The 26,359-nt window shown below is 68.2% G+C and carries 26 protein-coding genes and 3 pseudogenes; 15 read left to right on the top strand and 14 right to left on the bottom strand.

What is annotated here, in order from left to right; genetic code table 11:
- Positions 1–42: 42 nt before the first annotated feature.
- The 3 genes and pseudogenes from trhO to CSEG_RS16030 form a co-directional block, all read right to left on the bottom strand.
- Positions 43–995: pseudogene (gene trhO, locus CSEG_RS16040) on the bottom strand (oxygen-dependent tRNA uridine(34) hydroxylase TrhO).
- Positions 988–1,422 (bottom strand): SufE family protein, encoded by a 435-nt coding sequence (locus tag CSEG_RS16035; protein WP_013080282.1) that lies wholly within the window; start codon positions 1,420–1,422, stop codon positions 988–990. Before CSEG_RS16035 ends, trhO begins: the two are co-directional and overlap by 8 nt.
- Before the next feature lie 51 nt (positions 1,423–1,473).
- Positions 1,474–2,268, bottom strand: a complete 795-nt coding sequence (locus CSEG_RS16030; protein WP_013080281.1) for a sensor histidine kinase — start codon at positions 2,266–2,268, stop codon at positions 1,474–1,476.
- Between the two features lie 192 nt (positions 2,269–2,460).
- On the opposite strand from CSEG_RS16030, the gene CSEG_RS16025 reads away from it, so the two are divergent.
- Positions 2,461–4,185: a sensor histidine kinase gene (locus CSEG_RS16025; RefSeq protein ID WP_013080280.1), complete on the top strand. Its 1,725-nt coding sequence runs from the start codon at positions 2,461–2,463 to the stop codon at positions 4,183–4,185.
- A gap of 39 nt (positions 4,186–4,224) precedes the next feature.
- Here the strand turns inward: CSEG_RS16025 and CSEG_RS16020 are convergent, their stop codons facing one another.
- On the bottom strand, positions 4,225–5,115 hold the full coding sequence (locus CSEG_RS16020; RefSeq protein ID WP_041538342.1) for a hypothetical protein: 891 nt from the start codon (positions 5,113–5,115) through the stop codon (positions 4,225–4,227).
- Between the two features lie 64 nt (positions 5,116–5,179).
- On the opposite strand from CSEG_RS16020, the gene CSEG_RS16015 reads away from it, so the two are divergent.
- Entirely contained in the window at positions 5,180–5,518 is a 339-nt protein-coding gene (locus tag CSEG_RS16015) for a DUF1491 family protein (protein ID WP_013080278.1), read from the top strand.
- A 136-nt stretch (positions 5,519–5,654) separates the two neighbouring features.
- Positions 5,655–6,035, top strand: a complete 381-nt coding sequence (locus CSEG_RS16010) for a hypothetical protein (RefSeq protein ID WP_013080277.1) — start codon at positions 5,655–5,657, stop codon at positions 6,033–6,035.
- Here the strand turns inward: CSEG_RS16010 and CSEG_RS22910 are convergent.
- Entirely contained in the window at positions 6,032–6,169 is a 138-nt protein-coding gene (locus CSEG_RS22910) for a hypothetical protein (protein ID WP_013080276.1), read from the bottom strand. The genes CSEG_RS16010 and CSEG_RS22910 overlap by 4 nt on opposite strands.
- 300 nt (positions 6,170–6,469) lie before the next feature.
- Here CSEG_RS22910 and CSEG_RS16005 point away from each other — a divergent pair, with 300 nt between their 5' ends.
- Both CSEG_RS16005 and CSEG_RS16000 read left to right on the top strand, forming a co-directional pair.
- On the top strand, positions 6,470–8,851 hold the full coding sequence (locus tag CSEG_RS16005; protein WP_227878851.1) for a TonB-dependent receptor plug domain-containing protein: 2,382 nt from the start codon (positions 6,470–6,472) through the stop codon (positions 8,849–8,851).
- Positions 8,852–8,918: 67 nt separating this feature from the next.
- Positions 8,919–10,517 carry a peptide chain release factor 3 gene (locus tag CSEG_RS16000; RefSeq protein WP_013080274.1) on the top strand — a complete coding sequence of 533 codons (1,599 nt, stop codon included), beginning with the start codon at positions 8,919–8,921 and terminating at the stop codon, positions 10,515–10,517.
- Between the two features lie 33 nt (positions 10,518–10,550).
- Here CSEG_RS16000 and CSEG_RS15995 read toward each other — a convergent pair whose 3' ends face one another.
- Positions 10,551–11,957: a LytTR family DNA-binding domain-containing protein gene (locus CSEG_RS15995; protein WP_227878850.1), complete on the bottom strand. Its 1,407-nt coding sequence runs from the start codon at positions 11,955–11,957 to the stop codon at positions 10,551–10,553.
- Between the two features lie 141 nt (positions 11,958–12,098).
- On the opposite strand from CSEG_RS15995, the gene CSEG_RS15990 reads away from it, so the two are divergent.
- Both CSEG_RS15990 and CSEG_RS15985 read left to right on the top strand, forming a co-directional pair.
- Positions 12,099–13,562, top strand: a complete 1,464-nt coding sequence (locus tag CSEG_RS15990) for an alpha/beta hydrolase (RefSeq protein WP_013080272.1) — start codon at positions 12,099–12,101, stop codon at positions 13,560–13,562.
- Positions 13,563–13,666: 104 nt separating this feature from the next.
- Entirely contained in the window at positions 13,667–13,894 is a 228-nt protein-coding gene (locus CSEG_RS15985) for a DUF6289 family protein (RefSeq protein ID WP_013080271.1), read from the top strand.
- Positions 13,895–13,959: 65 nt separating this feature from the next.
- On the opposite strand, the gene CSEG_RS15980 is transcribed toward CSEG_RS15985, so the two are convergent.
- On the bottom strand, positions 13,960–15,189 hold the full coding sequence (locus tag CSEG_RS15980) for a pyridoxal phosphate-dependent aminotransferase (protein ID WP_013080270.1): 1,230 nt from the start codon (positions 15,187–15,189) through the stop codon (positions 13,960–13,962).
- Between the two features lie 171 nt (positions 15,190–15,360).
- On the opposite strand from CSEG_RS15980, the gene CSEG_RS15975 reads away from it, so the two are divergent.
- A complete protein-coding gene (locus CSEG_RS15975) occupies positions 15,361–15,753 on the top strand; it encodes a methylglyoxal synthase (protein ID WP_013080269.1) in 393 nt (130 codons plus the stop codon).
- On the opposite strand, the gene CSEG_RS15970 is transcribed toward CSEG_RS15975, so the two are convergent.
- The gene (locus CSEG_RS15970) at positions 15,754–16,233 is read right to left on the bottom strand and encodes a ribonuclease H family protein (protein WP_013080268.1); all 480 of its coding nucleotides are present in this window, start codon (positions 16,231–16,233) and stop codon (positions 15,754–15,756) included.
- Between the two features lie 381 nt (positions 16,234–16,614).
- Between CSEG_RS15970 and CSEG_RS22105 the strand changes: the two are divergent.
- Positions 16,615–17,977 (top strand): annotated as a pseudogene (locus CSEG_RS22105) (hypothetical protein).
- 64 nt (positions 17,978–18,041) lie between these two features.
- A complete protein-coding gene (locus CSEG_RS15960; RefSeq protein ID WP_013080267.1) occupies positions 18,042–18,344 on the top strand; it encodes an energy transducer TonB in 303 nt (100 codons plus the stop codon).
- On the opposite strand, the gene arsC is transcribed toward CSEG_RS15960, so the two are convergent.
- Together arsC and CSEG_RS23795 are read right to left on the bottom strand one after the other, a co-directional pair.
- A complete protein-coding gene (gene arsC / locus CSEG_RS15955; protein ID WP_013080266.1) occupies positions 18,341–18,754 on the bottom strand; it encodes an arsenate reductase (glutaredoxin) in 414 nt (137 codons plus the stop codon). The genes CSEG_RS15960 and arsC overlap by 4 nt on opposite strands.
- Positions 18,751–18,992: pseudogene (locus tag CSEG_RS23795) on the bottom strand (aquaporin family protein); the annotation flags it as partial. The pseudogene CSEG_RS23795 and the gene arsC, both read right to left, overlap by 4 nt.
- Before the next feature lie 189 nt (positions 18,993–19,181).
- On the opposite strand from CSEG_RS23795, the gene fliQ reads away from it, so the two are divergent.
- The 4 genes from fliQ (at position 19,182) to cckA (ending at position 23,493) form a co-directional block, all read left to right on the top strand.
- Positions 19,182–19,445, top strand: a complete 264-nt coding sequence (fliQ, locus tag CSEG_RS15950) for a flagellar biosynthesis protein FliQ (RefSeq protein ID WP_013080265.1) — start codon at positions 19,182–19,184, stop codon at positions 19,443–19,445.
- A 16-nt stretch (positions 19,446–19,461) separates the two neighbouring features.
- Entirely contained in the window at positions 19,462–20,217 is a 756-nt protein-coding gene (gene fliR / locus CSEG_RS15945) for a flagellar biosynthetic protein FliR (RefSeq protein WP_013080264.1), read from the top strand.
- A gap of 9 nt (positions 20,218–20,226) precedes the next feature.
- Positions 20,227–21,312, top strand: coding sequence for a flagellar biosynthesis protein FlhB (flhB, locus tag CSEG_RS15940; protein WP_013080263.1), 1,086 nt, complete (start codon positions 20,227–20,229; stop codon positions 21,310–21,312).
- A gap of 102 nt (positions 21,313–21,414) precedes the next feature.
- Positions 21,415–23,493 carry a cell cycle histidine kinase CckA gene (cckA, locus tag CSEG_RS15935; RefSeq protein WP_041538697.1) on the top strand — a complete coding sequence of 693 codons (2,079 nt, stop codon included), beginning with the start codon at positions 21,415–21,417 and terminating at the stop codon, positions 23,491–23,493.
- A 19-nt stretch (positions 23,494–23,512) separates the two neighbouring features.
- Here cckA and CSEG_RS15930 read toward each other — a convergent pair whose 3' ends face one another.
- The 3 genes from CSEG_RS15930 to CSEG_RS15920 form a co-directional block, all read right to left on the bottom strand.
- Positions 23,513–24,040, bottom strand: a complete 528-nt coding sequence (locus CSEG_RS15930) for a DUF4199 domain-containing protein (protein ID WP_013080261.1) — start codon at positions 24,038–24,040, stop codon at positions 23,513–23,515.
- Positions 24,041–24,154: 114 nt separating this feature from the next.
- The gene (locus tag CSEG_RS15925; RefSeq protein WP_013080260.1) at positions 24,155–24,568 is read right to left on the bottom strand and encodes a response regulator transcription factor; all 414 of its coding nucleotides are present in this window, start codon (positions 24,566–24,568) and stop codon (positions 24,155–24,157) included.
- A 40-nt stretch (positions 24,569–24,608) separates the two neighbouring features.
- Positions 24,609–24,926: a hypothetical protein gene (locus CSEG_RS15920; protein WP_013080259.1), complete on the bottom strand. Its 318-nt coding sequence runs from the start codon at positions 24,924–24,926 to the stop codon at positions 24,609–24,611.
- Positions 24,927–24,970: 44 nt separating this feature from the next.
- Here CSEG_RS15920 and CSEG_RS15915 point away from each other — a divergent pair, with 44 nt between their 5' ends.
- On the top strand, positions 24,971–25,291 hold the full coding sequence (locus CSEG_RS15915; RefSeq protein WP_013080258.1) for a thioredoxin domain-containing protein: 321 nt from the start codon (positions 24,971–24,973) through the stop codon (positions 25,289–25,291).
- Positions 25,292–25,294: 3 nt separating this feature from the next.
- Here CSEG_RS15915 and meaB read toward each other — a convergent pair whose 3' ends face one another.
- A complete protein-coding gene (meaB, locus tag CSEG_RS15910) occupies positions 25,295–26,278 on the bottom strand; it encodes a methylmalonyl Co-A mutase-associated GTPase MeaB (protein WP_041538341.1) in 984 nt (327 codons plus the stop codon).
- Positions 26,279–26,359 lie beyond the last annotated feature (81 nt).

Here is a 26,359-nt window from a genome sequence, read left to right as displayed (position 1 = left end):
AGGGAAGGGGAGCCGTGTCAACGCGGGGGCGATGCGAACGGTTCAGCCCGATTTGGCTGGCAACGTCGCGCCGACATGGTCGATGCCCAGAGCCTCGCAATGCAGGGCCTGACGGTGACGCTCGGCCGCGCGGGCTTTTTGCTCCTCGGTCCGCTGGTCATGGCAGGCGGGACACGAGACGCCCTCGACATAGAGCGGCGAGGCCTGGTCCTCTGGACTGACCGGCATGCGGCAGCCGCGACACAACGCGTGGGTTCCTGGCGCCAGGCCATGCCCGACCGCGACGCGCTCGTCGAACACGAAGCACTCGCCCCGCCAAAGGCTTTCGGGTTCGGGCACCTGCTCCAGATAGTCGAGAACGCCGCCCTTCAGGTGAAAGACCTGCTCGACGCCTTCGGCCTTCAGGAAGGCGGTCGATTTCTCGCAGCGAATGCCGCCGGTGCAGTACATGGCGACCTTCAGAGGCGGCGCGTCGGGAGCGCGTGCGGCCTCAAGGTCTTGTCGGTACTGGCGGAACCAGGCGGGGAACTCCGAGAAACTGGCGGTTTTCGGATCGACCGCGCCCTCGAACCGGCCGACGCCGACCTCGTAGTCGTTGCGAGTGTCGATCACCACGACGTCGGGATCGCTGATCAGCGCGTTCCAGTCGGCGGGAGCGACATAGGTCCCTGGATCCGTCGGATCGAGGTCGGGCTCGCCCAGGGTGACGATCTCTTTCTTCAGCCGCACCTTCATCCGATAGAACGGCATGCGCTCGGCCCAGGCGGTCTTTGGCGCGAGATCGGCGCAGCCGGGCAGGGCGCGAATGTGGGCCAGAACCGCCTCGATGGCGGCGTCCTCGCCCGCGCGATCGTGCCGTTGATCCCCTCGCGGGCCAGAAGCAGGGTGCCCTTCACGCCCAGGCTACAGCACAGGGCGGCGAGCGGCCCCTGGATCGCGGCCGGATCCTCGAACCGCGTGAACCGATAAAGGGCGGCGACGCGATACCTAGCCAAGGTTTCCAAGCGCCTCCTGGGCGTCGCGCTGGATGCGGCCGACCATCGACTTCAGGCCGTTGGAGCGCTGTGACGACAGGGCCTCCGAAAGGCCCAGGCGATCGAGGGCGGCCTTGGCGTCGAAGGCGACGATGTCGGCCGGCGCGCGGCCGGAATAGAGGCGCAGCATGATGGCCACCAGGCCGCTGACGATGTGGGCGTCGCTGTCGCCGCGAAACGCCAGGGTTCCGTCGGCCTGGGGCTCGGTGACCAGCCAGACCTGGCTGGCGCAGCCGCGCACCTTGTTCTCCTCGGAGCGCTCGGCGTCGGTGAGCGGCGCGAGGTCCTTGCCGAGCTCGATCACGTAGCGATAGCGCTCTTCCCAGTCGCCGAGCAGTTCGAACTCGTCGGCCAGTTCGTCGAGGGCGGCGTTGATCGGGTTGGTCATGGGCGGGCGTTTAGGCGCCTTCACCCCTCCAAGGCAAGCGTGGCGTGGCGATCAGCCCGCCTGCAGGATCAGTCGCGCCAGGAAGCCCGCGCCAAGGCTGGACGAGAGCTTCAGCCGCCCGCCCATGGCGCGCGACAGCAGATCAACGATCGGAAGCCCCAGGCCCACGCCCTCGTTCGCCCGCGTCAGGGGCGAGCCGCCCTGCTCGAAGGGCTGAAGCAGGCGCGGCAATTCGGCGCTGTCGACGCCTGGACCCTGATCGCGGATGGTCACCTCGACCTCGGCGCCGATCCGGCCCGCGGCGACGTGCACAACGCCGCCGGCCGGCGAGTGGGTCACGGCGTTCTGAAGCAGGTTCGACAGCATGGTGCGCAGGCCCCGGCTGTCGGCGATGACCAGGGGCAGGGCGCCCTGGCCGATGATGTGGATGATGACCTCGCGGCGGGCGATTTCCGGACGCAGGCCCTCGATCACGTCTTCCAGGGCCTCGTCGAGGCTCTCGGGCGTCATCTTGATGTCGGTGACGTGGCCTTCCAGGCGCGCGATCTCGACGATCTGGTTGACCAGCTTCAGCAGCTTCACGCCGCTTTCGTGGACGATCTGGGCGTATTCGCGATACTGCGGCGCGCCGAGCGGGCCGTACAGCTCATGCGACAAAATCTCCGAAAAGCCGATCACGGCGTTCAGAGGGGTGCGCAGCTCGTGGCTGACCATACGCAGGAAGGACCGCTTGCGATCGTCCAGCGCCGCGCGGCGACGCTCCTCCGCGGCTGTCCGACGCTCGGTCGGAGCAGCGTCCGCGAAGGGTACGATAAGCGATGCGTCCAGGGACGCCGGTTCTGGCATTACGAACTCCCGGACCTTCTGTCCGTACCGATTGGAGCTGGACAATGACTCACGGCGCTTACGATTCCGTTTCCGTCCACAGCGAAGTCCGCCGTTAACCTCGCTTAACGATTGTGCGCGCTTTGCCGAAACCTTCCGCTCGCGTTAGGCTTCCTGAACGGCGACTCCCGCCGCAGTCGAAACCGGCCGGCCTTGGAACTCGAAGCGCGACCAGACTCGATCAGGCGTCCCGCCCCGCAGGCGGGCTTCGATCCCGCGCTTGCCTGGCGCCTGGGGTGGCTGGGGGCTGTCTGCCTGGCGGCCGCCGCGGCGCTGTTCATTGTCGACGCCCGCGCTTGGCCGGTTTGGAGCGCCTTGGCCGCCGGCGCGGTTCCCGCCTTGGCCGCCCTGGTGGCGACGCGCGGGGGCGAGCGGACCGAATCCTTGTTGCTGGTGCTTTGGGCCGTGGGCGGAGCCTCGGCGGCCGCCCTGACCGGCGGCGTGTCCGGCGCGATGGCCGCTTGGTGTCTGGCGCCGGTCGCGGCCGCCTCGACCATGGGTCGCTCCAAGCGCTTGGCCGAAGGCGCCGCTCTGGCCCTGATCGGCGGCTGCGTGGCGGCCCTGATCCAGCTTTCCGGCCTGGCGCCGGCGGCTCCGACCGGGCCGCTGGCCTTCCTTCTGGGTTTCTTGGCGCTCGTCACCATGGGGCTGGGTCTCGCCGCCGGGCTTCTCATCGGTCGCCGTCGCCAGGCGCTACGCGAGGACCGCGACGCCTTGGAGATCGGTTGGCTCGAGACCCTTCTGGACGGCCTGCCTTACCTGGCGATCGCCGTCCGCGGGCATGAACAGGTCACCACCGTGCGCGGATCGGCGCCGCTGGGGGTGTCGACCGAGCAGTTGATGACGCGCGGTCTGGCCGACGCCGCCGCGCCGGCGGATCGGGCGAGGCTCGCCGCAGCCATCGCTCAGGCCCATCGCGACGGGGCCGCCAGCCTCGACTTCGTTCCGGCGCTGGGTGCCGAGCGTCTGTTGGCGCTGGACCTTCAGCGCGTGGCTCCCAACCAGCTGGTCGGCGTACTGCGTGACGTGACGGCGGAGCGCGACCGGGCGGCCGCCCTGGAGCAGGCGCGGGCCGACGCCGAGGGCCTTGCCGCGGGCCGCGCCCGCTTCCTGGCCAATATGAGCCACGAGCTTCGCACGCCGCTGAACGCCATCATGGGCTTCTCCGACATCATGCGCGCGCGGATGTTCGGTCCTCTCAGCGATCGCTATGCCGAATACGCCGAGTTGATCCACGAAAGCGGCGGGCACCTGCTGGATCTGATCAACGACGTGCTGGACATGTCCAAGATCGAGGCCGAGCGGTTCGAATTGCAGCGCGGCGTCTTTGACGCCCGCGAGGCCATCCAGGCGGCGATGCGCCTGCTGCGGGTCCAGTCGGACAGCGCCGGCGTCCAGCTCCGCGGCGTTCTGCCGCCCGGCGAGCTGGAAGTCGACGCCGATCGTCGCGCCCTGAAGCAGATCGTCCTCAACCTGGTTTCCAACGCCCTGAAGTTCACGCCGCGCGGCGGCCAAGTGACCGTGACGCTGGATGGCTATGACGGCGTCCTGGAGATCGTCGTGGCCGACACCGGCGTAGGCATCAGCCCCGAGGACCTGGAGCGGCTGGGCCGGCCTTATGAACAGGCGGGCGGGGCCGAACAGCGCGCGCGTGGCACGGGTCTTGGGCTGTCCCTCGTTCGCGCCTTCGCCAAGCTTCACGGCGGTGAGATGGCTATCGAAAGCCGCCTCGGGGCCGGAACGACGGTCTCGGTTCGGCTGCCGGTGCTGCTGGCCGTGCTGCCACCCGCCAAGACGCCGGAGCCGGAAGCGCCGGTCGAGGACAGGTCCCCGCCGGCCAGTCTGGGCGACAACGTCATCGCGTTCGCCCCGCGCTGACTTTTCTGCCGCCGACGCCTCCGTCGGAAGCGAGCGGGCCTAATGCAGGAACGCTCGCCCAGCCGCGAAATCGCCCACCTCGACATAGGCTTTGCGGGTCATCTCGTCCCCACGGCCGGTAAAGACGAACTCGATCGTCACCGCCTCGCGCGGATCCAGTTGCGACATGGCGTCGGCCAGGGCAAGGGGGAAGCGGAAGGCCAGGCCGGTCTTGGCGCCCGTGGGCAGCAAGGTCGGCGGGGCTTCCTCCCGGGTCTCGGCGTTGAACACCAGGCTGGCGTTCCGCGGCGCGACCTTGCCGTTCAAGGCGCGACCCAAGCGCTGATCGATATAGGGACCCAAGGTGCGGCGGGTGTCGCGCAAGATCACCCGGGCGGCGTAGGGCCGCTGGCCGTTTTCGAAAGTGGCGACGGCGGTGACGGCTTTGTTGCGTCCGGCCAGGCCGAACATCAGTCGGTCGCCGCCGAACGCCGACATCTGCGACAGACGCCAGAACGGAATGGTCGCCGACGAAGACCGATCGGCCTTCCACGACGCGACGTCGCCCGGATAGGTCATCGTCTGCATCTGGGCGTAGCCGTCGAAAGCGGCTTTGACCCGTGAGGCCGCCAAGGTGAGGTCCTTGGAGTTGCAGGCCGCGGCGCCGGCCTTGGCGCGCGCCCGTTGCTCCAGCGCGAAGACCTGCTGCTCGCTGACGCCCGAGCGGAGGGTGGCGCCCCTGGCCTGGGCGCGGGCGGCGTCCAGCGCCGCCGAGATCGGAGGCGCGAAAAGGCCGCATCGCGCGTTCGCCGTCGTCATCAACGTGCGTTCGTAAAGCTGATCGGCGGCTTCGGCGGCGCAAAGTCCCGTGGGCGCGGCGAGAATCCCCGCGAGCGCCACCGCCGCCATACGGTGGCGGGCGCGACCTTTATGATGCTCTGCGGACGTCATTGGCCTATGGGTGAGACATTCGAAGGGCGGGTTCTAGCCCAGCTTGGGTTGCGGTTCGGTTAGCATGCTACTTTCGACAGACATCTGGGTGGGCGCGCTGATCCGTCGCGCGGAGCTGGGCGGGGCGTTCGCCACCGTGGGCCGCAAGGGCGACACCCGCGCCGGCGCGGTCCTGGTCAAGGTGGTGGATCGCCGGGCCGGAACCGCTCGGCTCTACAGCGAGGCGACGCGGGGCGACGGCGAGCGCTTCTGGATGCAGCCGGTCCGCTCCGCGTTCGAGCCTGATCTGGACGCCTATGTCGAGCGCGCGGCGCGCATCGACCCTGATGTGTGGCTCGTGGAGATCGAGGACCGCGAGGGGCGGCATTTCCTGACCGAGCCGGTCGAACCCGATCCGGCCTGACGGGACAAACTCAGCGCGAGACGGCCGTTGATCGGTGGCGAACCAGGCCGGCGCCCCATTAACCGTGATCCTAAACCCGGCTGAAAGCCCGGATCGGGTATCTGTCCGGCTCGTAGCCGCTCAGCCCGTGACGCCCATGCTTTTCTTGATGAATGACGTCATCCTCAGCTTCGACCCGAGCGAAGTGACGCCGCCCGTGACGCGTGATCGCTTTGCGAAGCTGTCGCTGAACAGCGTGCTGGAGTTGGGGAAAGAGCTGTTTTCAGAAGAGCCGATCCTGCAGCACAAGGACGTGGAGCGGGCTCAGCGCCTCGCCGCGCTGATCATCGCCAAGGCGCCGGATATCAATGCGGCTCTGTTCGTGGCGCCCACGCGCGGCTGCAACGTCGAGGATGTGCAGGCTCGCTATGTCCAGCTGGGCGTGGAAGTCATGGGCGCGTTGCTGCATCGCCAGAACGCCGGCGCTCTCACCAACGCTGAAGCCGACCGGCAAGTCTGGCAGCGCTTGGCCGCCTAGAACTTCACCAGCGTCATCAGCCAGCTAATCGTCACCGCCAAGCCGACAAGGCCAGCGATCGTGACGCCGAAGCACAGTGCGCTGCCGGCGGGATGTTGCCGGCCTTGAGAACGGTGGTGGTCGAGCAGGGCCATCGTTCGATTTCCTCCAGACACCCGACGATCTGAAGTCGTCGTTGGTGAAGGCGCAAGCATGACTCCAAACCCATTATTCGAATAGGGGTATTTTGGTCGCCTGGCGATCATTTCGCGAGACATGGTGACGCGGCTTTAACTGACTTTGTCTCGCCTGGGGCGAGCGCTGCAACTCTCGGTATAATATCGCGCGAACGCTGTTCGGAGCCTTCATCGAACCAACACGCGTCTGTCGTCCACCTGACAAGACCCGCCGTTACCCCGCGCCGCAGTAAACAGCGCAGGTTCCCGATGAAACTCATGACGACGGCCGCCTGGGGCGTGCTCGCCCTGGTTCTTTCCAGCCAAGCCCACGCCCAGCAGGCGGCGCCGGCCCCCGAGGCTGCGGAGGTGGACACCCTTGTCGTCACCGGCACCCGCCGCGTCGACCGCACGGCTTTCGAGTCCGCCGCGCCGGTGGACGTCGTCAGCCAGGAGGCGCTGAAGAGCGTCGTCTCCGACGAGATCATGGACAAGCTGGCGGCCACGACGCCGTCGTTCAACGTTCAGCGCCTGCCGGCCGCCGACGGCCAAGCCTTTGTCCGCCCGGCCACCCTGCGCGGCCTTTCGCCCGACCAGACCCTGGTGCTGGTCAACGGCAAGCGTCGCCACCGCTCGGCGGTGCTGGGTGGTCGCGGTCAACAGGGCGTCGATCTGGCGGCCCTCGGGACCAGCGGCCTTGAGCGCATCGAGGTGTTGCGCGACGGCGCCTCGGCCCAATACGGCTCCGACGCGATCGCCGGCGTGATCAACATCATCCTCAGCGACAAGACGGGCTTCGACGGCTACGCCCAGACGGGCCGCTACTACGCCGGCGACGGCGACAAGACCGAGATCGGCGCACGCTACGGCCTCGCCATCGGCAACGGCGGTAGTCTGGTGGGCGCGCTGGACTACACCAACGCCGAGGCCACCTCGCGGACGCGCCAGCGTCCCGACGCCATCGCCTTCCAGGCGGCGAACCCGAACATCAAGGTGCCCAGTCCCGTCCAACGCTGGGGCCAGCCTGACCGCGAAGTCTGGCGCGGCTCGCTGAACCTGGTCCTGCCAGTCGGTGATGCGGTTGAGGCCTATGGCTTCGCCACCTACAGCGATCTGCACGGCGTCACCGACTTTAACTGGCGTAACCCGTCTACCGACAGCTCCTACCGCACCAGCACCGTGTTCCCGGGGTGGTCGCTGAACCAGATCTATCCGGCCGGCTTCTCGCCCAAGTTCGGCCAGGACGAGACCAACGCCTCGGTCAATGGCGGCCTGCGCGGCGACGCCAAGGGCTGGTCGTGGGACGTGTCGGCCGGCTGGGGCCGCGACAAGGTCGACTACTTCCTGAACAACAGCATCAACGCCTCGTTCGGCCCGCAATCGCCGACCAGCTTCGACGCCGGCTCGCTGATCCAGGAAGAAGCGACGCTGAATCTGGACGCCTCGCGGCCGCTTGAGTGGTCGTTCCTGGCCAAGCCGGCGAACCTGGCGCTGGGCGTGGAAGCTCGCAAGGAAACGTACAAGATCGAGGCGGGCGATCGCTACTCCTGGGATGTCGGTCCCGGCGCGGCGGCGGGTCTGCCCAGCGGCTCGAACGGTTTCCCCGGCTACGCGCCCAGCCAGGCCGGGTCGTGGGACCAGACCAGCTACGCCGCCTATGCCGACCTTGACCTGCCGATCACCGACAAGTTCGGCGCCGACATCGCCATTCGCCACGAGGACTTCTCCGAGTTCGGCCAAACCACCGACGGCAAGATCGCGGTCCGCTACGAGTTCACGCCGAACTTCGCCCTCCGCGGCGCGGTCTCGACCGGCTTCCGCGCCCCGACCGCGGGCCAGATCAACAACACCCGCACCTCGCAGGGCCTGAACACCACGACCCTCCTGCTGTTCACCTCGGGCCGCCTGTCGCCGGTCAATCCGATCTCGGTGGCGCTGGGCGGCAAGCCGCTGGAGCCGGAGGAGTCGAAGAACCTGTCGCTGGGCGCGGTGTTCCGCCAGGGCGGCTTCACGGCGTCCGTCGACTACTACCGCATCGAGGTCGACAACCGTTTCGCCGTCTCGCCGAACTTCACGGTGACGCCGGCCCTGCGCGCCCAACTGGTCGCCGCGGGCGTCCCCGGCGCCGACAGCCTGACGACGGTCAGCTACTTCACCAACTCGTTCGACACCCGCACGCAAGGCGTGGACGTCGTCGGCTCCTGGCGAGGTCAGGTTCTCGGCGGGCGCGCCGGCGTCACGGCCGCCTGGAACTGGAACGACACCAAGGTCACCCGCTCCAAGCTGACCGAGGTCTCGCGCCTATCGCGGATCAACCTCGAAGATGGCCTGCCGCAGAACGCCGCCAACGTGTCGTTCGACTACGCCAAGGGGCGCTTCAGCGGCCTGATCCGCGCCCGCTGGTCGGGCGAGTGGACCGACGCCCAGGCCAACGGGACCGCCGACCTGATCCAGAAGTTCTCTGGCAAGGCGCTGGTCGACCTGTCGGTCAGCGCGCAACTGACCGACGCGCTCAAGCTGACGGTCGGGGCCGAGAACCTGTTCGACACCTATCCGGACGAGGCGACGTTCCAGGCCTCGCGCGGCCTGATCTACTCGCGTAACGCCCCCTACGACACCGACGGCGGCCTCTGGTACGCGCGTCTGTCGGCGAAGTTCTAGGCGCCGCGCGGTCGGTGCGGCGGCGAGGGAAGGTGACAAAAAGGGCGGAGGAGGCTAGTCCCCGCCCATGAGCTCTTCCCCCGCCGCTGAAGCCGCCCGTCGGCGCACCTTCGCCATCATCAGTCACCCCGACGCCGGCAAGACGACCCTGACCGAAAACCTGCTGCTGGCCGGCGGGGCGATCCGGGCGGCTGGCGCCGTGCGGGCGCGCGGCCAGACGCGGCGCACCCAATCGGACTGGATGAAGATCGAGCGCGAGCGCGGCATCTCGGTCAGCGCCTCAGTCATGACGTTCGACCACGACGGCCTGATGTTCAACCTGCTGGACACGCCGGGCCACGAGGACTTCTCGGAAGACACCTACCGCACCCTGACGGCCGCCGACGCGGCGATCATGGTGCTGGACGCGGCCAAGGGTATCGAGCCCCAGACCCTGAAGCTGTTCGAGGTCTGCCGCCTGCGCGACATCCCGATCATCACCTTCATCAACAAGATGGACCGCGAGGCCCAGGATCCGTTCGAGCTGCTGGACGAGGTCTCGTCGAAGCTGGCTCTCGATCCGGCGCCGCTCTTCTGGCCGGCCGGTTCCGGCGGCCGCTTCAAGGGCATGCTGGACCTGCGCAACGACAAGTTCATTCCCTACGCCAAGAAGAGCTCGACCGACGACGAGGGCCATCCCGACCCGATCGCCTTCAAGGGCAACGCGGTGGTCCAGTATCTGGACCCCGAGGAAAAGGCCGAGCTGGAAGACAACGCCATGCTGGTCACCGAGGCCGGCAAGCCGTTCGACGTCCAGTCGTTCCTGGAAGGCCACATGACGCCGGTGTTCTTCGGCTCGGCCCTGCGCCACTTCGGCGTTTCCGAACTGCTGGGCGGCATTGGCGCCTACGCCCCGCCGCCCAAGCCCATGCCGGCCAGTAAGAACGGCGCGGAGACCCATGTCGCGCCGGGCGACAGCGAGGTGTCGGGCTTCGTGTTCAAGGTCCAGGCGAACATGGACCCCAACCACCGCGACCGGATCGCCTTCCTGCGCCTGACCAGCGGCCGCTTCACGCGCGGCATGAAGCTAAAGGCCCAGAACACTGGCAAGGCCATGAGCGTCAACGCCCCGATCATGTTCTTCGCCAGCGACCGCGAGCTGGCCGAGGACGCCTTCGCCGGCGACGTCATTGGGATTCCAAACCATGGTGTCTTGCGGGTGGGCGACAGCCTGTCCGAAACCGGGACGCTGCGGTTCGCCGGCCTGCCCAACTTCGCCCCGGAAATCCTGCGCCGCGTGCGCGTCAAGGATCCGCTGAAGGCCAAGCACCTGAAGAAGGCGCTGGAAGGTCTGGCCGAGGAGGGCGTCACCCAGCTGTTCCGCCCGATGATCGGCAGCGACTTCATCGTCGGCGCCGTGGGCCAGCTGCAATTCGAGGTCATGGCCGACCGTCTGGCCAACGAGTACCAGCTGGAAGTGATCTTCGAGGCCAGCCCCTACGCCGAAGCCCGCTGGCTGGGCGGCGACCGCGTCGACGTCGAGGACTTCGTGAACAAGCACAAGTCGGCCATGGGCCAGGACATCGACGAGGCCCCGGTCTTCCTGGGCAAGTCCTCCTGGGAGATCGGCTATGTCGCCGAGCGCTATCCGAAGGTGCGCTTCGAGCGGACCAAGGAACGGGCGTAGGGCGGGGCGGCCCGGCGTCGGCCGAAGCCGACTTCAGGCCGATATCGCCTCGGCGACGGGCGTGTCTTCCAGCGCCTCGCGCAGAGCCCTCTGGCGAGAGCGGCTGACGGGCAGGGGCGCGCCCTCGCTCAGATGCAGCCGCCAGCGGTCGCCGTCGCGCTCCAGCCGGCGGACGTGCGCCAGGTTGGCGATCACCGACCGGTGGACCCGCAGGAAGTTCGCTGGCAGTTGGGTCGTCAGAGCGTCCAGGCGCGCCGCGTGTAGCAGGCTACGTCCGCCGACCAGCCGCAGCTCGACATAGTCGTCGGCCCCGACCACGGCCAGGATCTCGGCGATGGGCGCCAGCTCGACGCCCCGGGCCGAAGCCACCGTGAGCCGGTCGGGCAGGCTGACGGCGCGGGTCAGGGCCGCTTCCCGGCCGCGGTCCTCGCGGCCCAGCCGCACCACCTCGACCATCAGCAGCGGCAGCACCAGGCTGGCGACGAGCAGGAAGTAGGAGAAGTCGGCCAGCCATTCGGGAAAGCCGACGGCCACGGCGAGGAAGAGCGCCAGATAGGCCAGGACAGGCCGGGCGCCAGGGATACGTCGACGCACGCCGACCGCGGCCGGTGGAATAGCCAGCGCGACGCCCAGGACCAGCGCCCAGACCGTCTTGTTGTCGAAACCCGGGAGCAGGGCCGTGGCGCCGATCCCGCCCACGGCCAGGCCGATCATCAGGCCGCGCGCCTTGGGCAGGAACCGGCTGGCGACGTAGACCACCAACAGGATCGCGAAGCCGGCCGCGAGCGCCCAGATGGCGCTCATCCGCCAAGCGTGGAGCGGATAGGGATAGTTGAACAACGGCCGCAGGCTCTCGACCACGGACTGCAGGGCCGCGACGCCCGCCATGCCGGCCAAGACGAGGCTGGAGCCTGTCCGTCTCAGGGCGTGGATGACGCCGAAGCCGAACGTCGCCGCGAGCAGCGCGCCGGCCGCCACGAAGGTCACGGCCAACAAGGCGGTGCGTTGCGGGTAGGGGAAGGGCAGAACGGTGATGGCGGTCATGGGGCCGGCGAAGCGCAGGCCGCCGTGGAAGGACGACAGGCGCACCACCAGGGTGTTCGCGTCGGGGCGCCAGGCGGCCTCGCGGATCGGAAAGGTCGCCTGATAGCGTCCTGGGATCTCGTCCCGCGCCGACGCTCCAGGGCGGCCGTTGGACCCCAGCCGCTCGCCATTGAGCCAGGCTTCGGACGAGGCGACGCCCGCCACGTAAAGGGCGCGCGGCTGGGTGTCGCTCGGGGCGGGGATCGTCGCGCGGATCCAGAGCTCCTGGCCTTGGGGATCGACGAAGTCCCCGATCGGACGGCAATCGCTCAGCACGGGGCCCGTCACGCCGGGCGCGCCATGGCAAGCCTCCCACGTGGTGTCCTGGGCCCGCGCCAGAGTCGCGAGGCTTGTCAAAAAGAGGATCAGAAGCAGGGTTCGCCACATGGCGTCACTGTAGAGCGCCGTTCGCCGAGGCGCGCCACCGTTCACCGATCGCAGGGCGCCGTTGGCCGAAGCGATGTGGCGGGCGGGCCGCCGACCGGCTCACTTGCCGCCATGACCCATGCATCGCTCAACCGCCGCGCCGTGCTCGCCGCCGGCCTCGCTCTCCCTGGTCTCGCCGTTCCTGGCCTGGCGCTGGCCCAGGCCGCCGCGCCGCCCTCGCCGCCCGCCGGTCCCTTCCGCTTCAAGGGCTGGAAGGGGCAGGAGACGGACGCCGAACGCGGCTTCTTCGAGGTTCCCGAGGACCGCCGCGATCCACGCTCCCGGAAGATCAGGCTGAGCTATGTGCGGTTCGCCTCGACGGCGGCCAAGCCGGGTCCGCCGATCGTCTATCTGGCTGGGGGGCCGGGCGGCCTGGCGACACGGGCGGCGGGCGGACCGCGCTATCCGATCTTCATGGCGCTGCGCGAGGTGGCGGACGTCATCGCCTTCGACCAGCGAGGCACGGGCCTGTCCAACCATATCCCCGAGCGGCCGCCCTCGACACGTCCGCCGCCGCCGTTCACCGAGGTGGGGCTGACGTCCTATTTCCGGCGGGACTTCCAGGAGGCGTGGGCCGACTGGACCAAGGCCGGGGTGGCCATGACCGGCTACAACACCGAACAGAACGCCGACGACATCGACGACCTGCGCCGCCATCTGGGCGCCGAGAAGGTCGACCTGTGGGGCATCAGCTATGGCACCCACCTGGCGCTCAGCATGCTCAAGCGGCACGGCGATCGCGTGAACCGCGTGGCCCTGGCCAGCCTGGAAGGTCAGGACCAGACCGTGAAGCGGCCCGCCGCGGTCGACGCCATGCTGCGACAGGTGGACAGCCTCCTGGCCGCCGACCCCGCCGTCCGCGCGGCGATCCCCGACTTGCCGGCTTTGATGCGGCGCGTGCACGCGAGGATGGAGGCCGCGCCGGTCAGCATGGCCGCGACGCTGAACGGCGCGCCGGTCGAGCTGAAGCTGGGCGGCTTCGCCATCCAGTTGATGGCGGGCGGGCTGATCGCCAATCCACAGACCCTGGTCATGCTGCCGGGGCTCTATCTGGCGCTGGACGCTGGAAACACCGATGTGCTCAAGCCGTTTGTGGGCGAGTTCGCGAGCCAGCTCGGCATCGCCGGCATGCCCGAGGCGACCGACCTTGCATCGGGCGTCTCGCCGGGCCGGCTGGCCCAGGTGCGACGCGAGGCGAAGACCGCCGTGCTGGGCGAGGCGCTGAACTTTCCGATGCCGCAACTGCTGGGGGCGGTCCCAGGCGTGGACCTGGGCGAAACCTTTCGGACGCCGCTCCGGATCGGCCATCCGGCCCTTCTGCTCGCCGGCACGCTGGACGGCCGCACGCCGATGTCCGAGCAGGACGAGGTGGCGGCCCAGTTCACGCGCAAGTCCCGCGTGATCGTCGAGAACGCCGGCCACAACGTCTTCGAGGCCCATCCCGACGTGCAGGGCCTGTTGGTGCGGTTCTTCCGCGGTGAAGCCGTGGCCGACACGCGTCTGAGCCTGCCGCCGCCAAGGTTCAAGGTGGCGTGATCGGAAGGCCTGCGAGCGAGTGTAGCTTTGGCGCGAGTTTAGACTTTTCTTATCCTGGGGTTGTGTCAGCTTTGCTCCGACTGTCGCTGGGCAAGGAGAGCGCTATGAGGACGTTGATCATGAAGGCGGCCGTAGCGGCCGTGTTGACCGCCATGGCCGTAGCCGGGCCGGCTTCGTCGGGACCTTTCGATCAGGAGATCCTGGTCATGTACTATGCCAACGAAGCCAAGACGATCCAGGTCGGCGAAAGCTACAGAGGCTGCGATGGAGCCGGTTATAGCTGGGGTTCTCGCACTGACATCAAGGATCGATACGTAACGCCCTGTCCGTAGCGGATACGCGAAGGCCGCCCTCGCTTGGGGGCGGCCCTCTCTATCGGGTGCGCACGGTGCGGCGGCTATAGGATTGCATAATAGTCGAGTTCCGCGTGCTGGACATGGTCGCCGATGGCCGTCGGCTTGGCGTCCATGACCTCCTTGAAGGCGATCTTGAACTTGGCCATCTCTTCCGGCGTGCCGACCGAGACGCGGACGGCGTTGGGCCAGATGGGCCAAGTGCGGCCGATTAGGACGTTCTTGGCCTTCATCGCCGCGAACACGGCTTTGCCGTTGCGGCCCGTGTCGATCATGAAGCAGTTGGTCTGCGGATCGCCGATGACCTTATAGCCGCCGGCCTTCAGCCAGGCGATCGTATCGCGGCGGGTGTCGCCGATGATCTTGCGCCGCGTCGGCACGAGGCTGGCGTCCTCGAGGGAAGCGCGGGCGGCCGCCGAGCCGGTGATCGGCATGGCGTTCTGGCCGAAGGGCTTGAGCTTGGCCAGAAGGTCGGGACGCCCGACCGCGAACCCGCAGCGAATGCCGGCCATGCCATAGATCTTGGAGAAGGTGCGCAGGACGATCAGGTCCTTGCCCTGGGCCACGAGATCCAGCGTGTCTGGCTCGTCCGTGAGGTGGATATAGGCTTCGTCGACAAGCAGGATGGAGCCGGCTGGCTTGTTCTCCAGCGCCCAGATGATGTCCTGCTTGGTGGTGACCGTGCCGGTCGGGTTGTTGGGATTGCAGATATAGATCACGCCGGCCTGGGCGTCGGCGGCCACCATGGCCTTGACGTCGTGGGCGTAGTCCTTGGTCAGCGGAACCTTGACCACCTTGGCCTGGCTGGTCTTGGCGGCGTACATGCCGGCCTCATACGACGGGTCGGCGGTGACGAAGCTCTTGGCCGGCGAGGTGAAGGCCAGCACGCTGTAGTGCAGGGGCTCGGACGAGCCGGCGTAGACCTCGACATATTCAGGCTTCAGCCCGTTCTGCGCCGCGAAGGTGCGGGTCAGCAGGTCGGTCTCCCCGTTGAGGTCGTAACGCCCGCCCAGCGGCGCGACGCGAGCGATGGCGTCGCAAGCCGCCTTGCTGGGGCCGAGAGGGTTTTCATTGGCGTTGATCAGCACCGCGCCGGAGGGCGGGGCGTTGGGGCTCTGTCCGTGCAGCGCCATGCCGGACGGCGGGGCGGCGGTCTGGGCGGCATGCGCGAGAGAGGCCTCGGTCACGATCGGCGCGGCGGCGGCGAGGAGCGCCGCGCTGCGCAGGAAGGAACGGCGTCCCAGCGCCGGCTCGTCGGAATTGCGCGTCACCATCGTCGTCTGCTCCCCATCTGGCTAGAGCTTCAGGACGAACCTTCGCCCGCGATCACGCAAGAGGTCGGGTGGCGATCGCGCGCCTCCTGCCCAAGTCGCGAGCAGAGGCCGTCTTGCCATAGCGCCCGAGGCGCGAAATGAGTGCGCCTCCAAGCCGCCAGGAATCGCGCCATGCCCGCTCCCCTCGCCATCGGCCCCATCTCGATTGGATTGGTGGCCCACGACGACAAGAAGGCCGCTCTTGTCGACTGGGCCGAGGCGCACGTCGACTTTCTGAGGGACAAGGCGCTGTTCGCCACCGGCACGACCGGCGGCAGGATCCTGGAGGCGCTGCCTGGCCTCGATCTGGTGCGGCTGAAGAGCGGCCCGCTGGGCGGTGACCAGCAACTGGGCGCGATGATCGCCGAGGGGCGGCTGGACGTGCTGATCTTCTTCGTCGATCCGCTGTCGCCGCAGCCGCACGACGTGGACGTCAAGGCGCTGATCCGGATGGCGACGCTGGCGGATATCCCGTTCGCCTGCAATCCGGCGACGGCGAACCTGATCGTCGCTTGCCGCGACTAGCTAGCCCGGGAACTTCATCAGGTTCGGCTTGGGGATCGCGGCCTTGAAGCTGCCGCGGGACTTGCTGGTGTCTAGGCCAAACTCCGCCCAGGCCGCCAGGAAGCCATTGGTCCCGTCGCCAGCTGAGGCGGGGACCATTTCCAGCACCGGGCGAGCGGCTACGGCGGCGCGCGCGGCCGCCCAGGCGTCGGGCTCAGTCGTCGCGTACTCACCGTCCGGGGCGACAAGCTGGCCCGCAAGCTCCAGATCCGAAAAGCGCAGGGTCACGGCGGCGTCGGCGGGCAGGTCAGAAAGACCTTCGAGCGCTTCGGTCAGCGCGGTCAGGCTCATCTTGGCGCCCGTCGTGCGGCGCTCGCCCCCGGCCGCGCCCTTGATCGCCGCGGCGCCGGTCTCGCCTTCGATCCGGCGTACATAGGACCAGCCGCCATAGCTCGGGTCTTGGCGGCAGAGGCTGGCGATCCAGAGTGTGACGGCGACCATGGCGGGCTCCCAATCAATTCCTGGCCGGTTCTAACCTGCTTTGCTCAAGCTCGGGGAGGGGTGCGAACAGAAGGTAAACGGAGCCCTAAAACTTATAGTTAACGTCATTTTAAGTTCGATGAACGGCGTTCTAATAAATTCGTTGGGTGGGATGCCGTGGGCGCGTCGGGTTAAGCAAAAACTGTGCCAAATCCGTCCAGCCTCCTCCATTTTGGGCGATGTTGTGGGTGGGGTGTGAAGGCTTCGGAAATATTTATGGTTAACGCGCCGTAAAGACCTATTAACCACTTGTTAAAGCTGCTGGCTCCGGTTTTGCTCCTTGAGCGTTGAACCTTCGACGGCTGTCCCGGCTTGGGACGCTCAAAGTGGAGTGCGCTGGCCATGTTCGAATTCGGACGAGATCTGAAGCGACTGTTTGGTGTCGAGGCCGACGCCAAGAGCGTTTGGCGCGAGGGCCTGACCGGCGGCGACACGTCGCTGCTGGAACTGCTGGACGTGAGCCTGTTGAACAACGAGGCCCGCTCCGCCGACGTCGCCGCCAGCCGCCTTGGGACCAAGGATCGCGGAACGCGATTGCTGGAAGCCGCCGTGATCTGGCGTGAGCTGGCGCGTCGCACGGGCGACGCCACGGCCCTGCGCAAGGGCGCGGCTCAGGCCGAAGCCGCCGTGAAGGTTTTCGAGACCGAGCGACGCCAGGACGGCTTGGCCGCGGGCGCGTTGCGAGCAGGTCATGCTGGCGCTGCAGGGCGCGGACCTGTTCGGCGACGAAGGTCTGGTGGCCGCGGCCACGTCGACCTTGGCGCGGACCCCCGCGAACCACCGCACCGCGCTTTGCGGCGCCTTGTCGGCTTCACTGGAAGGGCGGGCGGCCCTGGCCGACGGCGATATGGATCGAGCCCTGGCCGCTGTCCAAGCCTTCGAGGCGCCGCTGCGCGCCCTCGCGGCCGCCAAGCGCGCCAAGGGCGGCGGGGCGCGGCTGCTGCTGGCCGACCAGCGCGCCAACCGCATCGATCTGATCCTCACCTGCGCGGCGCGCCTGAAGGACCGCGCGCTCGCGCAACTCGCCGCATCCGAGGCCAAGGCCGCCCTGGAAGGCCTGGACTCCGATTTCGAGCCGCAGGCGTGGGCCCGACTCGAGTGCCTCCGCGGCGCCGCGCTGGTGCAACTGGGCGACCTCGACGGCGAGATCGCGCGCATCGGCGAGGGCGTGAACGCGGTGACCGACGCCGGTCAGGTTCTCTCGCTCGATCACAGCCCCATGGACTGGGCTCGGGCCCAGGCCCTGCTGGGCGCGACCCTCCAGACGATGGGCGAGGCCACCACCAGCGAGCGGGTCTTCGAACAGGCGGTCTCGGCCTATGACCGCGCCACGCAGATTCTGAGAGTCCAGCCCGCCCTCGCGCTGCGCGCCCACGTCGCCAACAACCGCGCCCTGTGCCTGGCGCGCTGCGCCGAACTGACCGCCGATCTGGCGGTGCTGGACGCCGCCGAACTGGCCTTCAAGGCCGAGCTGGCCGAAGTGCGGGGCGCACGCGATCCCGCGACCTGGGCGGTCGCTCAGATGAATCTGGCGCGCCTCTACGAAGCGCGGGTCGAGATCACGGGGCGTGACGACGGCCGCTTGGCGCGGGCGGGCGTCGCCCTGGCCGCGGCCTTCGACATCTTCTCGGAGCTTGGCCTGCGGTCGCTGACCGACCTGGCGGCACAAGGCCTGCAACGTCTTCAGCGGGCTCCGGCCGTCTGACCCGAAACGGGACGCGGCGGAAGAGGGGCCCGCCGCAAAGAACGACAAGTAAAGGGATGAACTCGTGATTGCTTCGCTCGCCTTGGCCGCCGCCGTGGTCGCCACCCCCGTTCCGGCCAAGACCGCTTCGGACATGCTCGTCCCCGCGTCGCAGCCGCGCGAGGCCGTCGCCCTGCTGAATTGCCTGGTCAAGAGCGATGGCCGCCTGACGGCCTGCACGGTCCAGGACGAGACCCCGAGCGAGCTGGGCGTGGGCCAAGCGGCTCTGTCGATGGCTTCCCAGTTCCAGGTCGACCTGCTGGGTCCGGACGGCAAGAGCCGCGCGGGCTCCTATATCCAGGTCCCGGTGCGCATCCGCATCCGCTAGAGCTTCACGACCTCGCCGTCTTCCTTGGTGAAGCTGGCGGGGCGCTGATCGAGCAGGTCGAGCACGAGCTCCGAGGGGCGGCACAGATTCGCGCCCTTCGGGCTCACGACGATCGGCCGGTTCACCAGGATCGGCTGTTCGATCATGGCGTCGAGGATGCGGTCCTCCGCCACGCCGTCCGCCAGCAGGCCCAGCGCCTCGGCGGGCGTGCCCTTTTCGCGCAAGAGCTGGCGGACCGACAGGCCGCTCTTGGCGGCGAGATCCTTCAGTTGGTCACGCGTCCAGCCGGCCTTGAGGTACTCGACGATCTCCGGCTCGTAGCCGGCCGCCCGAACCATCGCCACGACGTTGCGCGACGTGCCGCAGGCGGGGTTGTGGAAGATCGTGATCGGGAAGTCGGTCGTCGTCATGCGGTGCGCTCCGTCTGGAGAAGCCAGTCGAACACGCCGGCGACTGGCGCGACGCCGGCGAAGGTGTCCGACAGGCTCCGCGCGAGCGTCACCGCCGGATTTGGCGAAGGATGTCGAGGCGGTGAACCAGCAGGCGGCGGTGATGTAAAGGCCCACCGCCATCGGTGTGCTGTCCGGATGGAAGCGCACGATCCTCAGGACCTCGCGATCAGGCGAACGTCGCGACGATCTTGGAAAAGGGAAATATGCGATGGTCCAATGACGGCCGCCGGTGTTGTGGCCCAAGGCTCGCGCCGCGACGCACCGTCGCGCTCGGCCCGATCGCCCCCGCGGAGGAGCAACTCCTAACGCCTCGTTAACCATATTCCACCCAAGCTGAAGCCGTCGATTCCACGGCCTTGGCGGCCGATTCCCACGAGGCTTTTCGATGACGGGCGCCGAGGTTCTTGATGTCGGCCGGGACGCGATCTGGCTGACGCTCAAACTGTGCGCGCCCGTGCTGATCGTCGGCTTGGTCGTCGGCGTCGCGATCGGCCTTTTTCAGGCCCTGACCCAGATCCAGGAGCAGACCCTGGTCTATGCGCCGAAGATCGTCGCGATCTTCGTGTCGCTGCTGATCTTCCTGCCGATGATGGGCGCGCTGATGAGCGCCTTCATGCGCCAGATCGCCGCCCGCATCGCGGGCCTGTAGCGAAGGGGCGGGCAGCGTGAATTCCTTCGCCACGGCGTTTCAGGTCTATGTCGCCGCCCTCGTGTTCTCGCGAGTGGGCGCCATGGTCATGACCATGCCCGGCGTTGGCGATCAGTCCGTCCCGCCGCGCATCCGCCTGTCCTTCGCCCTTCTGATGGCGCTGCTGCTGGGCCCTCTGGTGCAGGACACAGTCCCGCCGATCCCGACCACGCTGGGCGGGTTGGTGGGCGCGGTCATCCATGAGATTCTGATCGGCCTGATGATCGGTTCGGTGCTGCGGCTGTTCATGATCTCGCTGACCACGGCCGGCGAAATCATATCGCTTCAGACCACGCTTTCCTTCGCCCAGACGACCAATCCATCGATGCAGGGGTCGAGCACCGCCGTGGCGACGTTCCTGTCAATGCTGGGCCTGACCTTGATCATGGCTACCGGCCTGCATCACCTGTTCATCGGCGCGATCGTCAAGTCCTACACCCTGTTCCCGTTCACCCGCGCCGTGCCGGTCAACGACGCCGTCACCCTGGCCGTACGCACGGTGGCGGAGTCGTTTTCGCTGGGCGTCCAGTTGGCCGCGCCCGTGATCGTCTTTTCGCTGGTCTTCAACCTGGCCACCGGCCTGGTCGGACGGGTCATGCCCTCCTTCCAGATCTTCTTCGTGACATCGCCGCTCAGCGTGATCCTGGGCCTGTCGCTGCTGGCCCTGTCCCTGGGCGGCATCGCCATGGTCTGGACCGACCGCTACCGCGCGCTCCTGCAGGTCTTCGCCTAGGAGGCGCGCATGGCGGACGATACGGATCCCGAGTCGAAAACAGAAGAACCGTCGGCGAAACGGTTAGCGGACGCCCGCGCCAAGGGCGACGTCGTCAAGTCGGCCGACATCCCGCAACTGGCCTCGCTGGCTGGCGCCGTCTCGGTGGTGATCCTGGCCGGCGGCTGGCTGACGCGCGATCTGTCCGCGGCCCTCTATCCGTTCATCGCCCACGCCGGAACGATCGACCTGTCGAGCGCCGGCGCGATGGTGGTGATGAAGCAGGCGACCATGGCCGCCCTGCCGCCGCTGATCCTGGTGATGCTGGTCTCCGCCTTCGCCGGCGCCATCGCCCACATCGCCCAGTCCGGCTTCCTGCTGACGCCCTCGAAGCTGAAGCCCGACTTCAGCAAGCTTGACCTGATCAAGGGCCTGGGCCGCATCTTCGGGATCGACGGCTTCGTCCAGTTCGCCAAGTCGGCGGTGAAGTTCCTGGTCACGGGCCTGATCGCCTGGATGGTGCTCAAGCCGCATGTCGGCGAGGTGCGCAACCTGGTTGGAATGGACCCCGCGGCGATGCTGCCGGAGGCGCTGAAGCTGTCGAAATCGCTGCTGATGGCGGTGATCATCTTCCTGACCGCCACCGCCGCCTTCGACTGGTTCTGGCAACGCCAGCGCTTCATGAACCGGATGCGGATGACGCTCCAAGAGGTCAAGGACGAGTTCAAGCAGTCGGACGGTGACCCGCACGTCAAGGGCAAGCGTCGCCAGATCCAGATGCAGCGCTCGCGCCAACGGATGATGCAGGCGGTGCCCAAGGCGACCGTGGTCGTCATGAACCCGACCCACTACGCCGTGGCGCTGAAATACGAGGCCGGCGAGACGCCCGCGCCGCTCTGCGTGGCCAAGGGTGTCGACGAACTGGCCTTGAAAATCCGCGCCATCGCCGAGGAGCATGGCGTGCCCGTGCTGGAGGATCCGCCCCTGGCGCGGGCCCTCTACGCCAGCGTCGAGGTCGACGAAGAGATCCCCGTCGAGCACTTCGAAGCCGTGGCCAAGGTCATCAGTTTCATCCTCAACGGCAAGAAGCCCCAGTCCCGGGCTCGCCCGCTGTAGGCCCCATTTCCGTAAAAATGACCTAGCCCTCGGGAAAGGTTATCGTTTCAACGATCTCCGGTGAGTCGCAGCCTCACCGTAAACAAGGTACTCATGCCGCCGATGGCCGATCTTCACCTCCAGGACAAAGCCTTGGCCGGCGTGGCGCGTCGGCGCTTCGATCCGTGGCTGGCGGGCGCGGCGATCTTCTTCCTGGCCGCAGCCGGATTTTCGGCCGCGCCGGCGCTGAAGGCCGGCCCGGCCACCCTGGCGGGCCTGCTGTTGCTGCTGGGCGTGGCGGGCGTCGCCGTGCTGGGCCTGCTGGCCATCCGCGGCACCGCCGCCAGCGGTGACGACTCTGATCAGGCCGAGACCTTCATCGTCGCCTTGAGCGAGCCGGCCAGCCTGGCGGCGCCGGATGGCCGGGTGCTGGCCGCCAACGCCGCCTGGCGCGCCTTGATGGGCTCGCAGCGTCGTTTGCCCAAGGGCGCGGCCGGCGCCGATCTCTTCGCGGCCATGATCCAGGCCCGCAACGGCCAGATGGCCGAGGGCGCGCTGCGCGCGGCCGAGGTCGATCACGTCGCCAAGGTCTCCAGCCTGCCGGGCGGCCGCCTCCTGATCCGCCTGTCCGCGGTCGCCAAGCCCGACCCCGTGGTCGAGACGCTCGCGCCCGCGCCGGTCGCCGAGCGCGCCGCGCCGCCGCCCAACTCGCTGGACGCCTTCGCGGGCGCATCGCCGTTTGGCGCCGCCCTACTGGAAGGCCTCGAGCCCTTCAAGTCTCGCGTGCTGGAGGCCAATCCGGCCCTGACCACCATGACCGGAGCCAAGACCGGGGTGGTGTTCGGCGACCTGATCGACGCGGCTTCGCGCGCCGACACGGAGACGCGCCTGGCCGAAGGGCGGGCCGGTCCCTACGAGGTGCGCCTGGCCCGCGACGCCACCCGCATCGCCCATCTCTATCTCTATCGCGCCGAAGGCCGCCTCGTGGCCTACATGATCGACGTGTCCGAGCAGAAGCAGATCGAGCTGCAGCTGGCCCAGGCCCAGAAGATGCAAGCGATCGGCCAGCTGGCCGGCGGCGTGGCGCACGACTTCAACAACCTGCTGACCGCCATCCAACTGCGCCTGGACGAACTGCTGCACCGCCACCCGGTCGGCGACCCTTCGTACGAGGGCCTCAACGAGATCCGTCAGACTGGCGTGCGCGCGGCTGACCTGGTGCGCAAGCTGCTGGCCTTCTCGCGCAAGCAGACCGTCCAGCGCGAGGTGCTGGACCTGGGCGAGCTGATTTCCGAGTTCGAGGTCCTGCTGCGCCGCCTGCTGCGCGAGGACGTCAAGCTGATCACGGACTACGGCCGCGACCTGCCGCAGGTGCGGGCCGACAAGAGCCAGCTCGAGACGGCGGTCATGAACCTGGCCGTCAACGCCCGCGACGCCGTCCGCGCGGCCAAGGGCGGCGGCGTCGTACGCATCCGCACCGCGCGGCTGAACCGCGACGAGGCGATCCAGCTGGGCTTCCCGGCCGCCGACGGCGACTGCGCCTTCATCGAGGTCAGCGACGACGGCCCCGGCATCCCGCCTGACGTGATGGGCAAGATCTTCGACCCGTTCTTCACCACCAAGCCGGTGGGCGAGGGCACGGGCCTGGGCCTGGCCACCGTCTACGGCATCGTCAAGCAAAGCGACGGCTGGATCCACGTTCATAGCCGCCCGGGCGAGGGCGCGGCGTTCCGCATCTTCCTGCCCGTCTACGACGCTCCCGTCGGCGTGGTGGCGGCCCAGGCCGCCGCCGCCGAGCCGGTGAAGCCGCGCGCGGCGCGCGACCTCTCCGGCGCCGGCCGCATCCTGTTCGTCGAGGACGAGGACGCCGTCCGCAGCGTCGCCGCCCGACTGCTCCGAGCTCGCGGGTATGAGGTGCTGGAGGCGGCCGACGGCGAGGAAGCGCTGCTGATCGCCGAGGAACACGCCGGCACGATCGACCTCTTGATCAGCGACGTCATCATGCCCGGCATCGACGGTCCCACCTTGCTCAAGAAAGCGCGGGGCTATCTCGGAACGGCGCCGGTGATGTTCATCTCGGGCTACGCCGAGGCCGAGTTCAGCGACTTGCTGGAAGGCGAGACCGGCGTGACCTTCCTGCCCAAGCCGATCGACATCAAGACTCTCGCCGAGCGGGTCAAGCAGCAGCTGCAGGCGGCCTAAAGGCCGCCTGCTTACGGGCTCAGGCCTTCGCGGGCAGGAACCGCGGGTTCCGCAGCAACGCGGCGCTGACCAAGGCGACCAGCAGACCCACCGGAAAGATCTCGGCGAAGGTCATCGGTAGGCGATAGAGCGGATTGGCGTAGTCACGCTTCATCGCCTCCATCTCGGCCGCCAGCTTGGCGTAGGCCGCGCCGCTGACGCCCGCGGCCTTCTTGGCCGCCAGGACCTGGGCGGCGTACTGGTCCATGAAACGGTAGTGGGTCACGGCCAGGTAGATCTCCCAGATCAGCACGTAGGCCAGGGACGCCACCACCGCGACGCCGAGGCCAATCAGGAAGGCGGGCCAGAACTTGATAACGCCGCCCAGGACCTTGTCGCGATGCTGCTTTATGGCCAGCAGGATCGAGGACAGGCCGACCAGCATGATCAGATAGCCCAGCCAGACGCTGGAATGCGGCGCGTCGCCCTGGATCACGATGCTGATGATGATGCCCAGGATGATCACGGCGCCGGACATCAGGCCGTAGGTCAGAATGGTGCGGGACATGTTTTCCTCCTCCGCGCCGCCCCCTGCGGCGCACCCCGAGGCTTGCCGTCGACGCGGCCGAGACGGTATCGCCCGAAAGGGTGAATTCGACGGTTTCGCCCCCTCGGCGGTCAGTCAAGGGATGAGCGCGAGGTCCCGCGCCTTGCCGATCGCCTGGGTGCGTCGGCTGACCTCGAGCTTGCCGTAGAGATTGGCCACATGCGTCTTGACGGTGTTGGGCGAGAGGCCGAGGTCGCGGGCCATCTCCTTGTTCGAGCGGCCGGCGGCCAGGCGCTCCAGAACCCGGACTTCCTGGCCGGTGAGGCCCAGGGCGCGAAGGGCGGCGTCGTTGCGCTGGAACGTCTCGGGACGTGCGCGCGCGGCCAGCTTCCACCCTATCCAGACGCCGGCGGCCGCGAAGGTCGTTCCGATCAGGCCGGCATAGATCTTCCAGGACAGCACGCGCAGCACGAACTGCTGTTCAAGCCACTGCAGGGCGAAAGCGCCGATCGCGAGGACCAGGGCCCAAACGAGGATCGTACGGGTCATGCGGCGAGGGTGCGCGATCGCCGCGTCGCGTCAATGGGAGTCAGCCCAGGCGCGCCTTGGCCTCGGCGGGGGCGATCTGGTCGAACAGGATCCTCAGGTGCTGATCCTTGGCGTGATCGTTGTGGAGCTCCCACGACAGCGAGACCGGTAGTCGCAGGCGGCCGCCGTCGGGCAGCAGGGCGACCAGCACGCGCCATGAGAAGCCGTCGCCTGGATCGCCCAACGGGTCCTTGAACTCCAGGGGCGCCGGATCACGAAGGCGGAAACGCCTTTCGGCGTTGGCCGCGAACCAGGCGCGGTCAGCCTCGGCGGCGGGGTCCTTGGCGGGGACGATCTTGGCGGTGACTTTGCGAACCATGGCCCGTCCTAGCACCGTTGGCCCGCCGTTCCCATCTGCGAGACATGAGTGAAAAGCCGATCAAGCGAGTGAAGGCGGATTGGGCCGAAGTGGTTCTGGTGTGCCGAAAATGTTCGAAGAAGCTCAAGGGCGGCTTTGGCGAGAATGGCGACCAGAAGCTGGCGAAGGCCCTGCGGAGGGCCTTGGGGGCTAAGGGCGCGGGGCGAAAGGCGGCGTCGGGGGTGATCGAAGTCGATTGCCTGGATGTCTGCCCCAAGGGCGCGGTGGTGGCCGTGCGAGCGTCTGCGCCGGGGGATTGGGCGGTCGTGCCGCGTGGCGCGACGATCTCCGCGGTGATTGAGAGCCTTGGCCTGGCCGAGCGCTAGGTCTCAATCCAATCCGAAAGCCGCCAGCAATCTGTCGGCGGCCGCCGATGCGGGGACTTGTCCCGCCCGCACGGCGGCTTCGAGATCGGGCGCCAGAGCCGCCACGGCCGGCGCGGTTCTGAAGGCGTCGCGCAGACGATCCTCGACCATCGCCCACATCCACCGCGCGTCCTGATCCGCGCGCCGGGCCGCGCGTGCGCCGTTGGCGGTCATGATCTCGCGGTGGCGTTGGATCTGAACCCACAGCATGTCCAATCCTTGTCCGGTCAGGCCCGAGGCGGTCAGCACGGGCGGCGTCCAGTCAGGATGGGCGGGGTTCAGGATGTGGAGGGCGTTGCGATAGTCGCGCGCCGAGCGCTCGGCCTTGGCGGGATCGGCGTCGGCCTTGTTGATCACCAGCAGGTCGGCCAGCTCGATCAGGCCCTTCTTGATGCCCTGCAGTTCGTCTCCGCCCCCGGGGATCAGCAGAGCCAGGAAGATGTCGACCATGTCGGCGACGACCGTCTCGGACTGGCCGACGCCGACGGTCTCGACAATGACCACGTCGAACCCTGCCGCCTCGCACAGCAGCATGGCCTCGCGGGTCTTGCGCGCCACGCCGCCTAGAGCGCCGCCGGAGGGGGAGGGGCGGATGTAGGCGTTCGGCTGGACACTGAGCCGCTCCATCCGGGTCTTGTCGCCCAGGATCGAGCCCCCGTGTCGGCCTGAGGACGGATCGACGGCCAGCACCGCGACCTTGTGGCCGGCCTCGATCAGGTCGCAGCCGAACCGTTCGATCGTCGTGGACTTGCCCGCGCCGGGCACGCCGGTGATCCCGATCCGCTGGGCGCGGCCGGTCAGCGGCATGAGCCGGGACAGCAGGGTCCGCGCCGCGACCTGGTGATCGGCGCGGCGGCTCTCGACCAAGGTGATGGCGCGGGCCAGGGCGGCGCGGTCGCCGGCGACCAGGCGCTGCTCGAGGACGTCGATGTCGAGACCGGGGTTCACGCGTCCTCGCTTAGCCGACGTCGGCTGATCGCGAAACCCAACCGGGTAGAGGATGTGAAAGGCCTGGGACTTGTCGTCGCG

It is taken from the genome of Caulobacter segnis ATCC 21756 (genome assembly GCF_000092285.1).
Lineage (GTDB): Bacteria > Pseudomonadota > Alphaproteobacteria > Caulobacterales > Caulobacteraceae > Caulobacter > Caulobacter segnis.
The sequence above is the reverse complement of the archived record's forward strand: the minus strand, read 5'-3'. Positions and strand labels throughout refer to the sequence as shown.

Bases quoted from the DNA above. Each gene is read 5' to 3' on its own strand.
- CSEG_RS16020 (WP_041538342.1), bottom strand. From the start codon at position 5,115: ATGACGTCCGCAGAGCATCATAAAGGTCGCGCCCGCCACCGTATGGCG.
- CSEG_RS16035 (WP_013080282.1), bottom strand. From the start codon at position 1,422: ATGACCAACCCGATCAACGCCGCCCTCGACGAACTGGCCGACGAGTTC.
- CSEG_RS15975 (WP_013080269.1), top strand. From the start codon at position 15,361: ATGCCCGCTCCCCTCGCCATCGGCCCCATCTCGATTGGATTGGTGGCC.
- flhB (WP_013080263.1), top strand. From the start codon at position 20,227: ATGGCGGACGATACGGATCCCGAGTCGAAAACAGAAGAACCGTCGGCG.
- CSEG_RS16010 (WP_013080277.1), top strand. From the start codon at position 5,655: ATGCTTTTCTTGATGAATGACGTCATCCTCAGCTTCGACCCGAGCGAA.
- CSEG_RS15990 (WP_013080272.1), top strand. From the start codon at position 12,099: ATGACCCATGCATCGCTCAACCGCCGCGCCGTGCTCGCCGCCGGCCTC.
- fliQ (WP_013080265.1), top strand. From the start codon at position 19,182: ATGACGGGCGCCGAGGTTCTTGATGTCGGCCGGGACGCGATCTGGCTG.
- CSEG_RS16000 (WP_013080274.1), top strand. From the start codon at position 8,919: ATGAGCTCTTCCCCCGCCGCTGAAGCCGCCCGTCGGCGCACCTTCGCC.
- CSEG_RS15985 (WP_013080271.1), top strand. From the start codon at position 13,667: ATGAGGACGTTGATCATGAAGGCGGCCGTAGCGGCCGTGTTGACCGCC.
- arsC (WP_013080266.1), bottom strand. From the start codon at position 18,754: ATGACGACGACCGACTTCCCGATCACGATCTTCCACAACCCCGCCTGC.
- CSEG_RS15920 (WP_013080259.1), bottom strand. From the start codon at position 24,926: ATGGTTCGCAAAGTCACCGCCAAGATCGTCCCCGCCAAGGACCCCGCC.
- CSEG_RS15925 (WP_013080260.1), bottom strand. From the start codon at position 24,568: ATGACCCGTACGATCCTCGTTTGGGCCCTGGTCCTCGCGATCGGCGCT.
- CSEG_RS15915 (WP_013080258.1), top strand. From the start codon at position 24,971: ATGAGTGAAAAGCCGATCAAGCGAGTGAAGGCGGATTGGGCCGAAGTG.
- CSEG_RS15970 (WP_013080268.1), bottom strand. From the start codon at position 16,233: ATGGTCGCCGTCACACTCTGGATCGCCAGCCTCTGCCGCCAAGACCCG.
- CSEG_RS15980 (WP_013080270.1), bottom strand. From the start codon at position 15,189: ATGGTGACGCGCAATTCCGACGAGCCGGCGCTGGGACGCCGTTCCTTC.
- cckA (WP_041538697.1), top strand. From the start codon at position 21,415: ATGGCCGATCTTCACCTCCAGGACAAAGCCTTGGCCGGCGTGGCGCGT.
- CSEG_RS16005 (WP_227878851.1), top strand. From the start codon at position 6,470: ATGACGACGGCCGCCTGGGGCGTGCTCGCCCTGGTTCTTTCCAGCCAA.
- CSEG_RS16030 (WP_013080281.1), bottom strand. From the start codon at position 2,268: ATGCCAGAACCGGCGTCCCTGGACGCATCGCTTATCGTACCCTTCGCG.
- CSEG_RS22910 (WP_013080276.1), bottom strand. From the start codon at position 6,169: ATGGCCCTGCTCGACCACCACCGTTCTCAAGGCCGGCAACATCCCGCC.
- CSEG_RS16015 (WP_013080278.1), top strand. From the start codon at position 5,180: ATGCTACTTTCGACAGACATCTGGGTGGGCGCGCTGATCCGTCGCGCG.
- CSEG_RS15930 (WP_013080261.1), bottom strand. From the start codon at position 24,040: ATGTCCCGCACCATTCTGACCTACGGCCTGATGTCCGGCGCCGTGATC.